The following is an 18482-nucleotide window of genomic DNA, read 5'->3' on the forward strand; positions in this document are numbered from 1 at the left end:
ATGGAGGTGGCAAGAGTGAAAGAGCCCTTCAGTTTCGGTACGCCGGAACGTCGGCGCTTTGCCATGCAGTTCGGATACGACATGCGGCCGTCGTTCTGGCAGGAAGTCCGTTCGAACTCGCATCTGGTGATCGCCGCAATCGGCACCGCAGCACTGCTTGGCGTCGCCGCCGTGGCGCTATGGCTGGCATTACCGGCCAGCGACAGGCAAGCGTCAGCAAGCCCTGAGCAGACAATTCCAGCCATTCCGGTGAAGACGACGAAAATAGCCCCGGTGGGGGCTGCAGTCGCCGCGACAACCGTGCCGCAGGCGCGCAAGTCCGACGCGGTTTCACCGACCGTGGCAGCAGCGGAAGCCATCCCCGCACTCAAGGCCAATGATCCGCGCTGGACCGGACCGCAGCCGAAGGTCGCCTCCGATTCGACTGCTCCCAGCCAAGTGGCGAACCAGGCTGAACAGACGCCGGACAAGCCGGCGGCGGCATTCGCGCAGCCGGCAGCCGATACCGATGCCACCGCTGAACTTGCCAAGGTTGCCGCCCCCCCCGCGGCGGCGGGTAGCCATCCCGATGGCGCACAAACCGCCGCTATCCCCGCGGTGCAGCCGCAGGTGCCGCCACAGCAGCCAACGGCCGCTGACGACGGCAGCCAGGCCAAGGCGAAGCCCGGGAAGGTCGCAGCCGCCGGAACAGGGCGTATCCTGAGACCCGTGACCATGCGGAGCGGCCCGAAGAAGAATGCCGCCGCCATCGCCACGGTGCCGGCCAGAACCTCGGTTCAGGTGATGAGTTGCAAGCAATGGTGCCAGATCATCTATAACGGCAAGACCGGCTGGGTCTACAAGACCTACATCAAGACCGGCGCCTGACTCCCACTGCTCGGCGTGGGCATGTTGGCGACATACGGCAGGCTATCAGATGCAGCGGCCGCCATCGACCTCCAGCGCCACACCGGTGATGAATGCGGCTTCGTCGGAGGCCAGCCAGAGTGCGGCATTGGCAATGTCGAGCGGCGTCGAAAGCCGGCCGAGCGGGATCGATGCGCGGAACTTCTCGCGGATTTCAGGTGTGTCGGCGCCCATGAATTTCTCCAGCATGCCGGTCTCGCCAGCAACCGGGCAGAGGCAGTTGACGCGGATCTTCTTCGGCGCCAGTTCCACCGCCATCGACTTGGTGGCGGAGATCGCCCAGCCTTTCGACGCATTGTACCAGGTGAGGCCGGGCCTCGGCCGCAGACCCGCGGTGGAGGCCGTGGTCAAAATGACGCCGCCGCCTTGCCGCTCCATGATCGGCACCACGGCAAGCGCTGCGTGATAGATCGCCTTCATGTTGACTGATGTGATCAGATCGAAGGTTTCCTCGTCGACATTGAGCATGTCGCCGTTGCGATGGGTATAGCCCGCATTGTTGACCATAATGTCGATGCGGCCGAAGGCGCTCTTCGTGGCATAGACCATCTCGTCGAATTCGGAGCGCAGCGAAACATCGGTCTGGGTCCAGATCGCCGCTTCACCGATCTCGCCGGCGACACGCTCCGCACCCTTGCCATTGAGATCGGCGATGACAACCCTGGCGCCCTCCTCGGCAAAGCGCCTGGCCATACCCTCGCCAAAGCCCGACGCAGCACCGGTGATGACGGCAACCTTGTTTTCCAGACGCATGTTTTTCCCGCTCATGCTTGGTGATGATCGACAGTCACGCCGATCATACACATCCACGCAATGCCGCGGCTGCTGAACAGGTTGGTTGAAAGATGTGCGGCCATCGCCGATTTCTCCTTTGGCTTTCGCCTCGATCCCGCTCTATGCTGCAACTGCGAAGGGCTTCCGGAGCCGCGCCTGTCGACAAGCCTCCAGGGTCATCGGACTGTCAAGGGGCAGGCGCATACACCCAGATGTGACACCATGGCACTGGAAAATTTAAATCGATTAGATTATATCAGCCGCGTACTTGCGACCGGCGTCAGAGCGGATAGACCATGACCAGCCAGATCATCCCCGTCGACCCTTTCGACTTCATCATTTTCGGCGGCACCGGCGATCTGTCGGAACGCAAGCTTTTGCCGTCTCTCTACTATCGGCAGCGCGACCATCAGTTCTCGGAGCCGACGCGCATCATCGGCACATCACGATCGAAAATGAGCGATGAGGAATTCCAGGCCTTCGCCAAGCAGGCGATCTCCGAGCATGTCAAACCGGCCGATATCGACGCCAATGAATTGAAGACCTTTCTGGCGCGGCTATCCTATGTCTCGGCCGATGCAACGACCGGCGCCGGCTTCGACAAATTGACGAAGGCGATCGGCGACAGCGACCGTATCCGTGCCTTCTACCTGGCGGTGGCGCCGGCGCTGTTCGGCGATATTTCTCACAAGCTGAAGGAGCACAATCTGATCACGCCGAACTCCCGCATCGTGCTGGAGAAGCCGATCGGCCGCGACCTTGCGTCAGCGCGAGCGCTCAACGATCTGGTCGGCGACGATTTCCACGAAAGCCAGATCTTCCGCATCGACCACTATCTCGGCAAGGAGACGGTGCAGAACCTGATGGCGCTGCGCTTTGCCAACGCGCTCTATGAGCCGCTGTGGAATTCCGCCCATATCGACCATGTGCAGATCACGGTCGCCGAGACAGTGGGGTTGGAAGACCGCGTCACCTATTACGACAAGGCCGGCGCACTGCGCGACATGGTGCAGAACCATATGCTGCAGCTGCTGTGCCTGGTCGCCATGGAAGCGCCGTCTTCGATGGACGCCGACGCGGTGCGCGACGAGAAGCTGAAGGTGCTGCGGGCGCTGAAGCGCATCAACGGCAACGAGGCGCCGAAGCACACCGTGCGTGGCCAATACCGCGCCGGCGCCTCGGCCAGCGGAGCTGTAAAAGGCTATGTCGAGGAGCTTTCCCACGACAGCAACACCGAAACTTTCGTCGCCATCAAGGCCGAGATCGGCACCTGGCGCTGGGCGGGCGTTCCGTTTTACTTCAGGACCGGCAAGCGGCTGGCGACACGGGTTTCGGAAATCGTCATCGAATTCAAGCCGATCCCGCATTCGATCTTCGGTGACAGCGCCGGTCCGATCTTCGCCAACCAACTGGTCATCCGGTTGCAGCCGGACGAAGGCGTCAAGCAGTTCATCATGATCAAGGATCCGGGTCCGGGCGGCATGCGGCTGCGCCAGATCTCGCTCGACATGAGCTTCGCGCAATCCTTCGATGGCCGCGCGCCGGATGCCTATGAGCGGCTGATCATGGATGTCATCCGTGGCAACCAGACCCTGTTCATGCGCCGCGACGAAGTCGAGGCGGCGTGGAAGTGGATCGACCCGATCCAGAACGCCTGGGAAAGCGCCAGACAAGAGGCGCAGGGCTATACGGCAGGCACCTGGGGACCCTCGGCCTCCATCGCACTGATCGAACGTGACGGGCGGACATGGCACGAGAGCAATTGAACAGCGCCGCCTACAGCTGGAACGGCTTCGCCGGGCGCCAGGAATTGGCGGCCGCCCTTGCCGGTCATGTCGCCGGCCGCCTGACCAAGGCCATCGCCGAGCGCGGCACGGGGCTGCTCGCCGTCTCCGGCGGCACCACGCCGGCAAAGTTCTTCGCCGCTCTTTCGGCGATACCGATCGCCTGGGACAAGGTGATCGTGACGCTGGTCGACGAGCGCTTCGTGCCGGCCTCCTCGCCACGTTCCAACGCCGGGCTGGTGGCCGCAAATCTCTTGCAGAACGCGGCCAAGGCGGCACGTTTCGTGCCTCTCTATCACGAAGCCACCGACATCGAGGACGCGGCGGCGTCCGACAACGCAGCACTGCAGTCGCTGCCCTGGCCGCTCGACGTCGTCGTGCTCGGCATGGGGCCGGACGGCCATACCGCCTCGTTCTTTCCCGATGCCGACGACCTGGCAAGATTGCTCGACCCGTCCTGCGACAGGATCGTGCTGCCGGTTCGTGCGGCGAGCGCGGGCGAGCCGCGGCTGACCCTGTCGCTGGCGCGCATCGTCGATGCCGGCTTCATCGCGGTGCACATCGAGGGCGAGGACAAGCGCACCGCCTTCGACGGCGCGGTCGCGCCCGGACCGCGAAAACCAATCCGCGCCGTGCTCGACGCCGCGCGTAAGCCCGTGGAGATTTTCTGGGCGCCCTGATTTGAACGTACTGAGGGTCCCGGCGGACAGCCGGATTGTGTTCCGGGACCTCGCCTGAAAGGACCGACACCATGACCGTCAGACGCGACATCGAAGCCATCACCGAACGCATCCGCGAGCGTTCAAAGCCAGGCCGCGAGCGTTATCTTAGCCGCATCGCCGAGGCGTCGAACCGCACCGCCAACCGGGCCGTGCTGTCGTGCGGCAATCTCGCCCACGGCTTTGCGGTGTGCAGTCCCTCGGAAAAGCTGGCGCTGGGTGCGGATAAGGTCCCAAACCTAGGCATCATCACCTCCTATAACGACATGCTCTCGGCGCATCAGCCGTTCGAGACCTTTCCGGCGCTGATCAAGGACGCGGCACGCGAGGCCGGCGGCATCGCCCAGGTCGCCGGCGGCGTGCCGGCGATGTGCGATGGCGTTACGCAAGGCCAGCCCGGCATGGAGCTGTCGCTGTTTTCGCGCGACGTGATCGCCATGGCCGCAGCGATCGGCCTGTCGCACAACATGTTCGACGCCGCCGTCTATCTCGGCGTCTGCGACAAGATCGTGCCTGGCCTGGTGATCGCCGCACTGACCTTCGGCCATCTGCCGGCGGTGTTCATTCCCGCAGGACCGATGACCACTGGCCTGCCGAACGATGAAAAGGCCAAGGTCCGCCAGCTCTATGCCGAGGGCAAGGCCGGACGCGCCGAACTGCTGGAGGCCGAGTCCAAGTCCTACCATGGGCCGGGCACCTGCACCTTCTACGGCACGGCGAATTCCAACCAGATGCTGATGGAGATCATGGGCCTGCACACGCCGGGCGCTTCCTTCGTCAATCCCGGCACGCCGCTGCGTGACGCCCTGACCCGCGAGGCGACGAAGCGGGCGCTGGCGATCACCGCGCTCGGAAATGCCTATACGCCGGCCGGCCGGATGATCGACGAGCGTTCGATCGTCAACGGCGTCGTCGGCCTGCACGCCACCGGCGGCTCGACCAATCACACCATCCACCTGATCGCCATGGCGGCGGCGGCCGGCATCGCCATCACCTGGCAGGATATTTCCGACCTTTCGGAAGCGGTGCCCCTGCTGGCGCGGGTCTATCCCAACGGTCTTGCCGACGTGAACCATTTCCACGCCGCCGGCGGGCTCGGCTTCCTGATCCGCGAACTGCTCGACGAAGGCATCCTGCACGAGGATGTGCAGACGGTGTGGGGCGAAGGCTTGCGGCCCTACGCGGTCGAGGCAAAGCTCGGTGCCGACGGCAGCGTGGTGCGCGAAGCCTCGCCGCGCAAAAGCGGCGACGAGAAAGTGCTGGCGCCGTTCAGCAAGGCTTTCCAGGCGACCGGCGGCCTCAAGGTGCTCTCGGGCAATCTCGGCCACGCCGTCATCAAGACTTCCGCGGTGAAGCCGGAACGGCGCATCATCGAGGCGCCGGCCAAGGTCTTCGACAGCCAGCAAGGGTTGAACGAGGCGTTCAAGGCGGGCACGCTGACCGGTGATTTCATCGCCGTCGTCCGCTTCCAGGGGCCGAAGGCCAACGGCATGCCGGAACTGCACAAGCTGACCACCGTGCTCGGTATCCTGCAGGATCGCGGCCAGCGCGTGGCGCTGGTCACCGACGGGCGCATGTCGGGCGCCTCCGGCAAGGTGCCGGCGGCGATCCATGTAACGCCGGAAGCAGTCGAGGAAGGGCCGATCGCCAGGATCCACGAAGGCGACATCATCCGGCTCGACGCCGAGGCCGGGACACTTGAGGTGCTGGTGCCGGCCGGCGACTTCGCCTTGCGCCGGACGGCGGATGCCGATCTCATAGGCAACGAGTTCGGGTTCGGCCGCGAGCTGTTCGCTGGCTTCCGCCAATTGGTCGGCCGCGCCGACCATGGCGCCAGCGCCTTCGGCACGGCGTGATGGAATCACCGTTCTGTGCATGAAAAGGGCGGCGCTTGGCCGCCCTTTTTGCTACGGTCAAATGGTGGTCACGGCGTAACGGTAATTTCGCTCCGTTCGCCGGCCTTGACCGTCACCGGCATTTCCTTGTCATGGCCTGCATCGGACATGTGGCGGACGACCACATAGTCGCCGGCCGGAACGGTCTGCTGCCAGGTATCGCCATAGTTCAGGCCAAGCGCCTTGCGCTTACCCTCTATGTCCTTTTTCGGTGACAGGATCTCGATCGAATAGGCACCGGACGCCGACATCGCCAGGACGCCGGCATCGAGCGGCACCTTGATGTCCGTGATATCTCCGACCTTGACGCTGAACGGCTGCTCGACGACCGCCAGGTCAAGCGTGGTGACCGCCACATAGTCGTCCGGCGGCAGCCAGAACTTGCTGTCGGGTCCATACGAATGCTCGACACTGTCACGCGTGCCGTCGATTTTCTTCTTCGCCTTGACGATCTCGAAGCCGAGGCCGGAACTGTCGGCCTTGTCACCGCCGGCGACATAGAAAGCGTTGAGCACGATATGGCCGACGCCGACGATGACGTCCTTCTCGATCTTCTGCCCGGCGGCGAGCTGGATGGTTTCGGTGACGCTGCCGGCGCCGATCTGGACCGTGACCTTCTGTTCGCCCGCCGGCACGATGATCTTGGTGTCGCCATAGTGGGTGGTGCTGCCGCCCGGATAAACGAAATTGAGGCTGGCCGCCTCACTGATATCGGCGCCCTGGCTCGGCCGCGGATGAATGAGCATGGTGCCTGCGTTCAAGGTGAACAGCGGCTTGTAGACCTGGCCGGCCTCGATCTTGAATTTCTGCTCCACCTTGGCCTCGTCGTCGCGCGCCACGACGACGTAGTCGCCCGGCTCGAGACTGCCTTTGTAGGCGCCATATTCGGTGGTGATGGAATCGCCGCGCGAGCCATCGGCATTCGCCTTGTAGATCTCCCAGGCGTTGCCGTCGGTGATCGGCTCGCCACCTTCGGCCATCACCACCGTCGGCTGAAAATTGAATTCCGGTTTCGCGGGCTCCGGTGCGGGCGCAGGCGCCGGAGCGGGAGCCGGTTCTGGAGCGGGTGCCGCCACGGTCTCGACAAGCGCCTCCTGCAGCGCCTTCTCGTCGGAGGCCTGGATGTATTTGCCGCCGGTGTTGTCGGCGAGGCAGGCGATCTGCTTGCCTTCGTCGGCGGTGAGGCCGAAACCGACGACATCGGCGGTGAAGTCGACGCCGGATGCTTCAAGCTCCTTGCCAAGCGCGCAGGGGTCGCCACCGCATGTTTCGAGACCGTCGGTGATGAGCACGACGGTCGCCTTGTCCTCGGTATATTTCAACGCCTCGGCTGCTTGCTTGACCGCAGAGGTCAGGGGCGTCTTGCCGAGGAATTTCAAGCTGTCGGCGGCCGCCGAAATGGCACTGGCCGAACCTGCCTGTGGCGGCACGATCAACTGGATGTCGTCGCAGCTGCCCTTTTCGCGATGGCCATAGGCCATGAAGCCGATTTCGTCGTCGACGGGGACCGATTGAAGCACCGTTCGTAGCGACTCGCGGGCGATTTCGAGCTTGGGCTTGCCGTCGATCTGCGCCCACATCGAGCCGGAGGCGTCGAGGATAACGATGACCTTGTTTGCGGCGAAGCCGAACGTGGTCATCGACAAAAGGAGGATCGCCGCAGCGACGCCCCGTGCAAGTCCCGCCATCGAAATCTCCTCAATCCGCCCCTGATCCGGGCGGCAAGCTATTTGACGCGGCGCCGGGACACAAGTCGGTGCCGGTGCGTAGGGCTCCGAACTCAGCGTAACAAAAGACCTGACGACATCCTGTTCGGCGGTGTCGGCAGTGCCGGTAGTTTTTCACGATAGGAATTTTTTCTTGACTCAGTGCCCTCAGCTATGGTACATATTCGCCCATGGTGCTGATTTGCGCCGGTGACCCGCCGCTCAGGCGGGTTTTTCGTTTGATGCTCCGCCGGCCCGGTGCCGGGGCCGAATACCGAACTTTTCAACGGAAGCGAAAAACCGCTCAGTAGGTCGTGCGGCGCTCTTCCGAGGGCGGCCTGCCGAATTGCAGCCGGTAGCTCTGGGCAAAGTAGGAATGCGAGGTGAAGCCGGTTGCGATCGCCACGTCGAGGATCGGCATGTTGGTCTGGCGCAACAATTCGCGCGCCCGCTCCAGCCGCAGCCGCATGTAATAGCGGCCGGGGGTGACGCTGAGATGGCGCAGGAACAGCCGCTCGACCTGGCGCACCGACAGGCCGGCGGACTTGGCCAGTTGCACGGCCGACAGCGGCTCGTCGAGGTGGTCTGCCATCAGTTCGACAATGCGCCTGAGCTTCTCCGACTTGCCGGTCAGGTCTCGTTCCGGACCGACGCGCTGGCGGTCGCCGGCCGAGCGGATGCGTTCGTGCTGGAACTGGTTGGCGACGCCATTGGCGAGATTCGAACCGAAATCGCCGCGCACGATCTCCAGCATCAGGTCGATCGAGGTGGTGCCGCCGGCGCAGGTGTAGCGCTTGCGGTCGATCTCGAAGACGTTGCCGGTGCAGTTGATGTCGGGGAAGCGTTCGACGAAGCCGGCGCGGTTTTCCCAATGGATGGTGCAGCGATAGCCTTCGAGTTGGCCGGCCTCGGCCAGCAGATAGGAGCCGACCGACAAGGCACCGAGCGCATTGCCGCGCCGGCCCCAGCTGCGCAGTGCCGCCAGCACCTTGCTCTTGCCGGGAAATTCCGTCGTCAGCCCGACCGAGACGAAGAGGATGTCGACCGGCGGCAGGTCGGCAACGGCATAGTCGATCTTGAGCGGCAGGCCATTGGAGGCCATCACCGGATCGCCATCGGCCGACACCGTGGTCCAGCCGTAGAAGTCGCGGCCGAGCAACCGGTTCGCCGACCGGAATGTATCGATCGCCGCGGCCAGCGAGAACATGGAGAACTTGTCGACCAGCAGGAAAGCGAACTGCCGGCCGCCTTGAACGGGATCAGTCATGACCGGCCGTTCCGGGGGAATAGTGGAGTTCGGCAAAGCTGCGGCTTTCTGGCGGTCAGAAGGACGGCCGTTTCAATCCGGCCGCAAGGTAGGCCGAGGCTAACGTATTGGCCATCAGCATGGCAATGGTCATCGGCCCGACACCGCCGGGAACCGGCGTGATGGCTCCGGCGGCCTTGGCCGCTTCGGCATAGGCGACGTCGCCGACGAGGCGCGACTTGCCCTCGCCCTTCTCTGGTGCGGGAATGCGGTTGATGCCGACATCGACGACGGTGGCGCCAGGCTTCACCCAATCGCCCTTGATCATCTCCGGCCGGCCGACGGCCGCGACCAGAATGTCGGCGGTGCGGGCAAGTGCCGGCAGGTCTTTGGTGCGGCTGTGGGCGATGGTGACGGTGCAATTGGCGGCAAGCAGGAGGTTGGCCATCGGCTTGCCGACGATGTTGGAGCGGCCGACGACGACCGCATTGAGGCCGGACAAATCCTTGCCGCGCACCCGCTCGATCAGAAGCATCGAGCCGGCCGGCGTGCAGGGCACGAAGGCAGTCTCGAGTTCACCGGTGCCGAGCTTGCCGACATTGATGAAATGGAAGCCGTCGACATCCTTTTCCGGCGCGATGGTCTGGATGATCTTGCCGGCATCGATATGGGCCGGCAGCGGAAGCTGCACCAGGATGCCGTTGATGGCCGGATCGGCGTTAAGGTCGCCGATGATCTCCAGCAATGCCGGTTCCGAGGTTTCGGCCGACAGCGTGTGCTGCACTGAATGAAAGCCGCATTCCTTCGCGGTGCGCGATTTGGAAGCGACATAGACCTGGCTGGCCGGATCCTCGCCGACGATGACCACTGCAAGACCGGGCTTGGCCTTGCCTTTGGCGACAAGCTCGGCGGTCAGGATCTTGACCGTCCGCACCACGTCTTCGGCAACGCTCTTGCCATCAATCACTTCGGCCATGGACCACCCTCAACACCAAAATGCCCAAGCGCGTCGCTTCGGGAAGCGACGCGCTTTCTGATCTTTAACAGCGTGGCATCTTCACGAAAATTCCCACACGCAATCCCGCCAAAGCGCCGTCCCATGCCGTTTACGCGAAACCGGCATGCTTTTGTACGACACGGCGAAGAATTTTGTGGCTCAGAAGTACCGGCGACGCGCGCGGCTCTCGGTGAGTTCGCGGACCGCTTCACGGAATTCGCGCAGGCTGGCGCGGATTTCCTCGATCGGCGCTTGCGGTTCGACATCCTCCGTGGCCTGCCGCGCCTCTACCGATGGCTGGCGAGGCTGGGATGACTGCTGCGGCGGGAAGGGCGGAGGCGCAGGGGCAGGCTGAGGCGGATAGGAGGGCTGGCCGGCATTGGGGGCCGACGTAGATTGCGGACGTGGATAGTCCGGCTGCTGTATGTAGGCCAAAGGCTGCGCGTAGGGATAGAGTTGCGGGCCCGAATACGCTCGCGGCGGCACCATGTGCGGAGGCTGAGGCGGCTGCGCCATCTGCGGCGGAAAGGGAGAATGGCCGCCGGGCTGGAAAGGCGGCGGGTAAGCAGCGGGAACTGGCTGCCGAGGCGCAATGGCCGGCGCCGACTGCGAATAGGGAGAGTACGTCGGATCTTGCGTTGATATCGCGTTTTCAGCGGATACCCAACCGTGGGTATCGAAGGGCTCCTCCGGGACCGGCTTGCGGGACACGGCCTTGTGCAGCCACGACAGCAACGCTCGGATCCGGCCGGGCTGTGTCTGTGGCTGTGGCGTGGCTTGCGCATGGTTCATCGACGAGGCCGGCTCGTGGCCAGCCTGATACCCGCCTGTTGCACGCGACAGCTTCGGGTTCGTCGGCGTTTCGCGTTGTGAACGGGCGAGACGATGACGCGTGGCGGCATCCTCGCGCCATGACGGGTCCGCCCGGTCTCCGATCGAGACCAGGGATGCGTCGGGTTCGTCGCCACGCACAGCCTGGCCAAGCGCCAGCAACGAGCGCTCGCGCTTCCAGTCTTCGCGGTTTTCCCTGTCGACCATCGTCTGGAACTTTACCCCTTGCGACCCGCGAACAGCGATTGGCCATTCGTTAAGCCACGCTAAACAGGCACGGAAAACGAAAGGTTAATTTTTTCGCGCCGACGGTGCGGTTTCCCTCTGTAGTTGCATCTATTTGCAAAACACGCTGCGGCCGATGGCATTGCATGATCCCGATCGCGGCACGGATCTCCCGTTCGTCCTGACGGGGGCTTCCCCACGGAACAGTCAGCGTCTATGTGAAGGCGTTGCTTCGGAGGCTTTCGATGACGATCAGGCTTGTTCTCGCCGGCTGCGGCAATATGGGTTACGCCATGCTCTCGGGCTGGCTGAAATCCGGCAAGCTTGCGCCGTCGGCGGTTTTCGTGGTCGAGCCCAATGCCGATCTGCGCAATCGTGCCGCAGCGTTGGGCTGCGCCGCATCAGCCGATGCCGATGGCATTCCGGCCGATGCCGTGCCCGATCTCGTCGTCATCGCGGTGAAGCCGCAGGTGATCCGCGATGTCACCGCCGACTACAAGCGCTTCGCCGATGGCCGCACCACCTATGTCAGCATCGCCGCCGGCACGCCTACCGCCACCTTCGAGGACATCCTGGGCAACCGTGCACCGGTCGTGCGCTGCATGCCCAACACGCCGGCAGCGATCGGCAAGGGTATGATGGTGGTGTTTTCCAACAAGCTGGTTTCCGACGACACCAAGCGTTTCGTCGCCGATCTTTTGTCGGCAAGCGGCGAAGTGACCACCGTCGACGACGAGGGCCTGATGGACGCGGTGACCGCTGTGTCCGGATCGGGGCCGGCCTACATCTTCCATTTCATCGAGGCGCTGACCGTGGCCGCCGAGAAGGCCGGCCTGCCGACAGCGACCGCCAAGCTGCTCGCCATGCAGACCGTCTACGGCGCTGCCTCGCTTGCCGCCGAAAGCGGCGAGGAACCAGGTGTGCTGCGCCAGCAGGTCACGAGTCCCAACGGAACGACGGCAGCAGCGCTGGCCGTGCTGATGGGCGAGGACCGGCTGACGCACCTTCTCACCGAGGCGGTTGAGGCTGCGCGGTTGCGATCGATCGAGCTCGGGAAGTAAGCCGGTAGCTCCTTGCGTTGACGCCTTGGCGGAAACGCCCATCGCTTCGTCATCCTATGGTCTGCGCTGCGTCGCTCCGCTCCTTGCTCCGCCCGTGGATGACAAAGGGGAAGGCTTCGGTCAATCCGGTAGTGTCTCAGTTTGAAATTTGGAACCGGCTTGGCCGTGAACGGTTCCTTTAGGTTCGCGGCGCATCCTGAAGCTGTCATAAGTCTGCATGGCGGTTCATTGTGCGCCGCACAAGAGTCCCGTATTGTGCGTATCGCACATTAGGCATAGTGTGCCGATTCGAAGCTCGGGGGGAGCTTCTTCGGCTGGAATGCCGAAGAAGGAGCAGACAAAAATGGCCAATGTTTTCGACGTCGCCCAATTTATCTTGGAAGAGATGGGTGATCTGTCGGCCATGAAGTTGCAAAAGCTTGTTTACTATTCCCAGGCTTGGCATACCGTGTGGGCCGACCACACTCTTTTCAGAGAGAAAATCGAGGCTTGGAAGGACGGTCCTGTCTGTCCCGCCTTGTGGCGCGAACACGCCAGCGAATTCAAGGTCACAAAGATTGCTCGTGGTGACGCCGAGGAATTGGACAAGCGTGAGCGGCGAACCGTTAAAAACGTATTGAAGTTTTACGGCGGGAAGTCTGCACAATGGCTCAGCGATCTCACACATACGGAAGACCCTTGGCTGGATGCAAGACGGGGAGCGAGGCCGGGCGAGAGAAGCAAGGTTGAAATCACGGTTTCAGCAATGCAGCGATATTATGCCTCTTTGACCTGAAATGGCCAAACCGAAAATCAAGAAGAAACCCGGTGGCGAATCCGTTCGGATTGGATCGGACCCTGACTCCTACTTAAAGATGAAGCCGGTTTGGCGGTTCAGTGATTTTGATTGGGACGGTCCGTTTGGTCACGAGTCTTGCCTGTCGCACATAGCCAATGTCAGAGGCCATATTGAAGACCACTTGGCCAATTTTGAATCGATGACATGGGACGAAATTTTAAAAGCCAGCGGCGGGCGATCATCCGGGAACAATAACCACCACATAGCCAGGGACAAGTTCAAGAAGGACGTTCAAGCTCGGCTAGAAGCGCGAAACATTCACGCGGATACGCTGTTCTCTCTCAGGCTCGATCAAGGAACACGTATTTACGGCGTCCGCGAACTTAATTGCCTTCGCATCGTGTTCTTCGACCCGCATCATAAAGACCACGGCAAGTGCGCCTACGAGTTTAGCTAGGCTGCTTCTTGTACGGGCCGCGCTTACCCGGCTTGGGCGCAACGGCGTCCATCTTCTCGCAAAGATCGTCCATCGCGGACGCTAGTCAGACCTTTTTTGCTATTAGTCATACCTTTTGTCGTGTTAGTCATACCAATGTTGTGATTCCCGCCGCGAAGGAGACGCTTATGGCAACGAAGCCGAAGGCGACGCAAAAGCCAAAGCCCCAGACCTCCGATGAATGGATGATGTTGGAATTCGAAATCCAGCGCCTGTTTGACGGAGCCCCTGTTGATGAAGAGCAGTTGTTCGCGGGGCGCTCTAAGGAGGTAAATAAAATGCTCCAGACGGTAATGGAGCGGGCAAAGCATGTCGTTCTTTTCGGGGAGCGCGGAGTTGGCAAAACCTCATTGTCCAACATCTTTTGGAAGAGGTACGGAACAACCCTTCAAAGCTTCATAGTAGCGCGCGTCCAATGCGGACCGCACGATGATTTCTCATCCGTGTGGATTAGAGGTCTTGAGGAGTTGAAGGCGATGGGCATTTCTCGGGGGCGCCCCGATTATGTCAATTTCGACACCAATTTTACGGCGATCACTCCGTCACAGGTTCGTCGTGAACTACAGAAAATAAATCCAAATGCTTTGCCGATTATAATTTTTGACGAGTACGACAAGGTTACCGATGGCGATACCAAGGTTTTGATGGCTAACATAGTAAAGGAGCTTTATGATTTTGCTGTTCACACAACTGTAATAATTGTTGGAGTGGCTGAGAATATATCAGAATTGATAGCGGACCATGCCTCGATCGGGCGCGCTCTGGTTGATGTTCCGCTCCACAGGATGTCGGAAAGTGAACTTCGTGAAATAATCCACCAAAGAATCCGACAAACTCCGATGACATTCAGCAACGATGCGATCTGGACGGTTGTGATCCTATCGCGAGGATTGCCCTTCTTCACGCAAACCCTATCGAAGCTTGCGGCACTAAATGCCATTAAAACACGTCGCCTAAATATAAATAACGGTGATGTCGCAGAAGCTATGAAGCAGTTTATCGAAGACACCGCAGTATCGTTTCGCGACGCATATGGCGAAGCGACCAGAACGAACCAGAAAAACAACTTGAAAGAAACCCTACTCGCCTGTGCGCTGGCAAAAAGCGACGACGAGGGGTTTTTCAAAGCCGCTGATTTAATTGAACCACTTAGCGCTATTATGAAAGATAGACGCAGAATTGCTCACTTCGAAAAGCATCTCCGCCGCTTTAGTGGAGACGATGGCGGCAAAATTCTCTCAAGGAGAGGCGGTGACCGGCAGCAAATGTTTCGCTTTGCCGACCCAATGATGCAGCCCTACGTGATCATCAATGGCATACAAAGCGGCATGATTGACGAAGATGCTAAGAATCTTCTTTTTCAGAAGGAGCAACGCGAGTTTGCCATCTAGCCCTTGCGGCACTGGTCGCAATTTCTGCCTTACGCTTGGCGCTTAGCTTTTCCGCCCGCGCTTTCCCGCCTTGACTGGCAACCGATACCCGCGTGTTTTCCTGCACATCGTCGGCTTCCTCGCCGGTGGCAATGCGCATGACACGGACGGCATTGCCGATTACGTCGGCGGGGCGCCTCTGGCCCTTAGGTCCGGTCGGCATCACGATCCCTTCTCGGGTTCGGCCTTGGCGACGATCTTGTAGCCTGCTTTGTCCAGCGCCAGAATAGCGGCCTTTGCAAGGGGAATGCTGTTTTCATTTCCCTCAAATATCTGGTCTCGCGTNTTTGTCCAGCGCCAGAATAGCGGCCTTTGCAAGGGGAATGCTGTTTTCATTTCCCTCAAATATCTGGTCTCGCGTGGTGCCTTCTCCGGTGCCAGGGTATTCGGCGCGCATATCGCGTATTGCCGTCGCAATGATGCCTACGATATCGTCTGTCACTGGCTGCTCCCATGCTTTCCGCTAAGCATATAGGAGGTCGGGCCGGCGAGCGACAAGCGCGGCGTCAAATTTCAAACTGAGACACTACAGTCAATCCCGAATGTTTATGCTGATCAATCCAAACGAAAGACGAAATCCGGGCCGCCAATAGGCCGTTCAACCGATCAACCCCGTGTGCCCCTGGTCAGGCCTCATTCTGGCTGCCGCCCCACATGTCGTCGATCTTGTTCTTGCTCACGACGCGACCGCCCTCGCCTACCTTGGTCCTCAAATCGACGGCAATGTCGGCCAACCGCTCCGACAGAGGCGCGCGGCCTTCAGCCCCATACAGCATCTCGTCCTGCAGCCGGCGCAAAGCGAACAGCCTCGTCGTCTGGTCGGGTACGGCATTATCCGCAGTCAGCAATTCGCCTTTCCTGACAGGCTTCAGCACCTTGCCGCCCTCGAGCAGGCCGACCGGCACGGCGCGCTGGGCACGGGCTTCGCCGACGGTCATGGTCCAGGAGCGGTAGCAAGTCTCGCCGATCGCATCGAAGATTTCGCCGGCGGCAAGGTCGCGCTTGGCGACGGCACACACTTCGGCGACCGGCCGCGGCAGCGGCACCATGTCGGGCTTGCCGAAAAGCATGATGCGGGCAGCGGTCAGCGGCACCTCCAACGAAGTCAGGTGATACGGCCGGAACAGGCTGTAATAGGGGCCGCGGCCGATATGCAGATCGTCCATGCGCTCGATGATGCGCGGATGCGTCGCCTCGACGATGACGAAGACTCCGGGCGCGACGCCCTTGCCGACCGTGTAGTCGACAACGCCTTTCTTCAGCAGCAGACCGCCGTTCTCGCGCGGGATCAGCACCTTGGCGAGGTCGTCGCGGTCGGCCTTCGGGCCATGCATGCCGGGCACATCGGGCACCAGCCCGGTGGCGTTGGCGATGGCGCACATCTCGACCATGGTCTTGGAACCGTCGACGAACTCGACCAGCATGCGCGGGTTCATGTTGCGGCGGATCGCTTCCTCGCGGTAGTCGTCCGGCACGGCATCGTGATTGAGGGGGTTGTTCTTGCCCTTGCCGGCCGAGACGATGGTTAGGCCGAGCGCCGATGCAAACTCGATCAGCTCCATGCAGCTCGACGGCTCGTCGCCCGCACCAACGGAATAGACGACGCCAAGCCGATCAGCCTGCTGCTTGAGATAGCAGCCGATGGTGACGTCGGCTTCGACATTCATCATCACCAGATGCTTGCCGTGTTCCATCGCCATCAGGTCGAAATCGGCGGCGACACCCGGCTTGCCGGTGGCGTCGATGACGACATCGATCAACGGATTGGTGACCAGCATCTCGTTCGAAGTGACGGCGATCTTGCCGTTTTCGATCGCTGCGGTGACTTTCGACGCGGTGTCGGCTTCGACCGCCATTGCCTCGTCGCCATAGGCAATGCGGATGGCATCGCGTGCGGTGTGGGGGCGGCGTGTCGAGACGGCGCAGACCGAAATGCCCGGCATCAGCATGCCTTGCGTGACCAGATCGGTGCCCATTTCGCCCGAACCGATGACGCCGATACGCACCGGGCGGCCTTCGGCGGAACGCCTGGCGAGATCACGGGCAAGGCCGGTTAGGGCGACATTGGTCATGCAGGAATGTCCCATGGTTCTTGAGTTGGAGGCGGCAATAGCAGGGAACCGCCCTCTTTTGCCAACGAAACCCTCGGCCGCGGCTTCACACCACCCTGACGTAGCTCGTCATTCCCGATTTCTGGTGCTCGATGATGTGGCAGTGCAGCAGCCAGTCGCCGGGATTGTCGGCAACGAAGCCGAGCTGAACCTTCTCGTTGGGCTGGATGAGATAGGTGTCGGAAATCAAAGGCTGAACCTGGCGCGTCGAGGACGACAGCACTTTGAAGCTCATGCCGTGCAGATGCATCGGATGGGATTGCGGCGTCAAATTTTCCATGTCGATGACATAGCTCCTGCCGAGCTTCAATTCGGCCAGCGGCGCAGTCGGATCCGGTGCATCGCCGGGCCACGGCACCTTGTTGATGGCCCAAAAACTGTAGCCAAGCGAACCGCAAATGCCGTCGCTTGGGACATTTTCCGCAGTGGCGCTCAGAGCCAGGGAAATATGCTTGGCGCTGGTGAGATCCACTTCCGCCACCGGATTGAGCTCCAGGGGTGCAACATCGCTGATATCACGCTTGAGCGAGCTTCCGGTCGCGCGCAGGGTCGCAAGCACCTTGGGCTTGGTGCCCCTGACATCCCTCAGGCTTACGATCGCACCCTCGCCATCGGGCATGCGGATGGCCAGCTCCATGCGCTGTCCCGGTCCAAGCAGCAAGGCATCGGGGGAAAAACGCTGCTGCACCGGATTGCCGTCCAGTGCGATGACTGTCGCCTCGGCGCCGTCGACGCGAAAAGCATAGATGCGCGTGACGTCGGTGATGGCGATCCTGAGCCGCACCAGCCCTCCGGCCGGCGCGTCATATTGCGGCTGGTCGAGCCAGTTGGCGGTACGCACCGTGCCATAGGTGCCGGTTCTCGCAGCATCACGCGGGCGGAACTGGTCGATGAACTGGCCGTCGTCGCCGAGGCGCCAGTCGCGCAGATTGAGGACGACCTCGGCATCGAATTCCGGATCGCCGGGATTCTCGACCACGATGACGCCTGTCAGGCCGTGGCCCATCTGGGTCAACGTGTTGCAATGCGGGTGATACCAGAAGGTGCCGGCGTCGGGCGGCGTGAAGGCGTAATCGAAATGGTCGCCGGCATAGACGTAGGGCTGGACCAGGAACGGGACGCCGTCCATCTTGTTTGGAACGCGAATGCCATGCCAATGAATCGTCGTCGGATCGTCTATGGCATTGACAAGACGGGCGGCAAAGGGCTCGCCCTTCTTCATCCTGAGCACGGGCGGCATTCCGGCGTTGCCCCAGGTCAGCACATCCCTGGTCTGGCCGATATCCGTCAGCTTTGCCTGGATTTTTGCCGTCTGCAAAACCACCGGCTCAGGCGTGGCAGCCGCCCAGCCGCCAAGCCGACCCATGGCCGAAAGCCCGATCCCGCCCGCGCCGGCGATCGCGGCCGATGTCAAAAGCCGGCGGCGTGTGATTAGGGTCATTCGGCGCTCCAACTGCAAAGGCGACTGCCCGCGAAGGTGTAACCGTCACGCCATGGATCACAAGCCGGCAACCAGTGCAATT

The 18482-nt window shown here is 61.6% G+C and carries 15 protein-coding genes; 8 read left to right on the forward strand and 7 right to left on the reverse strand.

Translation table 11 applies throughout. The annotated features are described in order from the left end of the window. Window positions 1-15 precede the first annotated feature (15 nt). Window positions 16-867 carry an SH3 domain-containing protein gene (locus X744_RS160835; RefSeq protein WP_023758372.1) on the forward strand — a complete coding sequence of 284 codons (852 nt, stop codon included), beginning with the start codon at window positions 16-18 and terminating at the stop codon, window positions 865-867. Between the two features lie 45 nt (window positions 868-912). Here X744_RS160835 and X744_RS160830 read toward each other — a convergent pair whose 3' ends face one another. Next, on the reverse strand, window positions 913-1659 hold the full coding sequence (locus tag X744_RS160830) for an SDR family oxidoreductase (protein WP_031259883.1): 747 nt from the start codon (window positions 1657-1659) through the stop codon (window positions 913-915). A gap of 317 nt (window positions 1660-1976) precedes the next feature. Between X744_RS160830 and zwf the strand changes: the two genes are divergently transcribed. The 3 genes from zwf (at window position 1977) to edd (ending at window position 6039) form a co-directional block, all read left to right on the forward strand. After that, the gene (gene zwf / locus X744_RS160825) at window positions 1977-3446 is read left to right on the forward strand and encodes a glucose-6-phosphate dehydrogenase (RefSeq protein WP_023758374.1); all 1470 of its coding nucleotides are present in this window, start codon (window positions 1977-1979) and stop codon (window positions 3444-3446) included. After that, a complete protein-coding gene (pgl, locus tag X744_RS160820; RefSeq protein WP_023758375.1) occupies window positions 3428-4144 on the forward strand; it encodes a 6-phosphogluconolactonase in 717 nt (238 codons plus the stop codon). The genes zwf and pgl overlap by 19 nt, the downstream gene beginning before the upstream one ends. A 71-nt stretch (window positions 4145-4215) precedes the next feature. Beyond that, a complete protein-coding gene (gene edd / locus X744_RS160815) occupies window positions 4216-6039 on the forward strand; it encodes a phosphogluconate dehydratase (protein ID WP_023758376.1) in 1824 nt (607 codons plus the stop codon). A 68-nt stretch (window positions 6040-6107) separates the two neighbouring features. Here the strand turns inward: edd and X744_RS160810 are convergent, their stop codons facing one another. The 4 genes from X744_RS160810 to X744_RS1000000173480 form a co-directional block, all read right to left on the reverse strand. Then, a complete protein-coding gene (locus X744_RS160810; protein ID WP_023758377.1) occupies window positions 6108-7766 on the reverse strand; it encodes a VWA domain-containing protein in 1659 nt (552 codons plus the stop codon). 322 nt (window positions 7767-8088) lie between these two features. Beyond that, entirely contained in the window at window positions 8089-9051 is a 963-nt protein-coding gene (locus X744_RS160805; RefSeq protein WP_013530232.1) for a GlxA family transcriptional regulator, read from the reverse strand. Window positions 9052-9106: 55 nt separating this feature from the next. Next, window positions 9107-10006, reverse strand: a complete 900-nt coding sequence (gene folD / locus X744_RS160800; RefSeq protein ID WP_023758378.1) for a bifunctional methylenetetrahydrofolate dehydrogenase/methenyltetrahydrofolate cyclohydrolase FolD — start codon at window positions 10004-10006, stop codon at window positions 9107-9109. A 180-nt stretch (window positions 10007-10186) separates the two neighbouring features. Next, window positions 10187-11065 carry a hypothetical protein gene (locus tag X744_RS1000000173480; protein WP_023758379.1) on the reverse strand — a complete coding sequence of 293 codons (879 nt, stop codon included), beginning with the start codon at window positions 11063-11065 and terminating at the stop codon, window positions 10187-10189. 263 nt (window positions 11066-11328) lie between these two features. Here X744_RS1000000173480 and proC point away from each other — a divergent pair, with 263 nt between their 5' ends. The 4 genes from proC (at window position 11329) to X744_RS160775 (ending at window position 14809) form a co-directional block, all read left to right on the forward strand. Then, window positions 11329-12144, forward strand: a complete 816-nt coding sequence (gene proC / locus X744_RS160790; RefSeq protein ID WP_023758380.1) for a pyrroline-5-carboxylate reductase — start codon at window positions 11329-11331, stop codon at window positions 12142-12144. 343 nt (window positions 12145-12487) lie between these two features. Further along, a complete protein-coding gene (locus X744_RS160785) occupies window positions 12488-12919 on the forward strand; it encodes a type II toxin-antitoxin system antitoxin SocA domain-containing protein (protein WP_023758381.1) in 432 nt (143 codons plus the stop codon). Between the two features lies 1 nt (window position 12920). Then, entirely contained in the window at window positions 12921-13379 is a 459-nt protein-coding gene (locus X744_RS160780) for a hypothetical protein (RefSeq protein WP_023758382.1), read from the forward strand. Window positions 13380-13546: 167 nt separating this feature from the next. Continuing rightward, entirely contained in the window at window positions 13547-14809 is a 1263-nt protein-coding gene (locus X744_RS160775) for an AAA family ATPase (protein WP_031259885.1), read from the forward strand. A gap of 665 nt (window positions 14810-15474) precedes the next feature. Here X744_RS160775 and X744_RS160770 read toward each other — a convergent pair. Next, on the reverse strand, window positions 15475-16920 hold the full coding sequence (locus tag X744_RS160770) for an NAD(P)H-dependent oxidoreductase (protein WP_023758385.1): 1446 nt from the start codon (window positions 16918-16920) through the stop codon (window positions 15475-15477). 85 nt (window positions 16921-17005) lie between these two features. Continuing rightward, window positions 17006-18400: a multicopper oxidase family protein gene (locus X744_RS160765; RefSeq protein ID WP_023758386.1), complete on the reverse strand. Its 1395-nt coding sequence runs from the start codon at window positions 18398-18400 to the stop codon at window positions 17006-17008. Window positions 18401-18482 lie beyond the last annotated feature (82 nt).

The organism is Mesorhizobium sp. LNHC252B00 (genome assembly GCF_000502955.1).
Classification (GTDB): Bacteria; Pseudomonadota; Alphaproteobacteria; order Rhizobiales; family Rhizobiaceae; genus Mesorhizobium.

Bases quoted from the DNA above. Each gene is read 5' to 3' on its own strand.
- X744_RS160830 (WP_031259883.1), bottom strand. From the start codon at position 1,659: ATGCGTCTGGAAAACAAGGTTGCCGTCATCACCGGTGCTGCGTCGGGC.
- zwf (WP_023758374.1), top strand. From the start codon at position 1,977: ATGACCAGCCAGATCATCCCCGTCGACCCTTTCGACTTCATCATTTTC.
- pgl (WP_023758375.1), top strand. From the start codon at position 3,428: ATGGCACGAGAGCAATTGAACAGCGCCGCCTACAGCTGGAACGGCTTC.
- edd (WP_023758376.1), top strand. From the start codon at position 4,216: ATGACCGTCAGACGCGACATCGAAGCCATCACCGAACGCATCCGCGAG.
- X744_RS160810 (WP_023758377.1), bottom strand. From the start codon at position 7,766: ATGGCGGGACTTGCACGGGGCGTCGCTGCGGCGATCCTCCTTTTGTCG.
- X744_RS160805 (WP_013530232.1), bottom strand. From the start codon at position 9,051: ATGACTGATCCCGTTCAAGGCGGCCGGCAGTTCGCTTTCCTGCTGGTC.
- folD (WP_023758378.1), bottom strand. From the start codon at position 10,006: ATGGCCGAAGTGATTGATGGCAAGAGCGTTGCCGAAGACGTGGTGCGG.
- X744_RS1000000173480 (WP_023758379.1), bottom strand. From the start codon at position 11,065: ATGGTCGACAGGGAAAACCGCGAAGACTGGAAGCGCGAGCGCTCGTTG.
- proC (WP_023758380.1), top strand. From the start codon at position 11,329: ATGACGATCAGGCTTGTTCTCGCCGGCTGCGGCAATATGGGTTACGCC.
- X744_RS160785 (WP_023758381.1), top strand. From the start codon at position 12,488: ATGGCCAATGTTTTCGACGTCGCCCAATTTATCTTGGAAGAGATGGGT.
- X744_RS160780 (WP_023758382.1), top strand. From the start codon at position 12,921: ATGGCCAAACCGAAAATCAAGAAGAAACCCGGTGGCGAATCCGTTCGG.
- X744_RS160775 (WP_031259885.1), top strand. From the start codon at position 13,547: ATGGCAACGAAGCCGAAGGCGACGCAAAAGCCAAAGCCCCAGACCTCC.
- X744_RS160770 (WP_023758385.1), bottom strand. From the start codon at position 16,920: ATGACCAATGTCGCCCTAACCGGCCTTGCCCGTGATCTCGCCAGGCGT.
- X744_RS160765 (WP_023758386.1), bottom strand. From the start codon at position 18,400: ATGACCCTAATCACACGCCGCCGGCTTTTGACATCGGCCGCGATCGCC.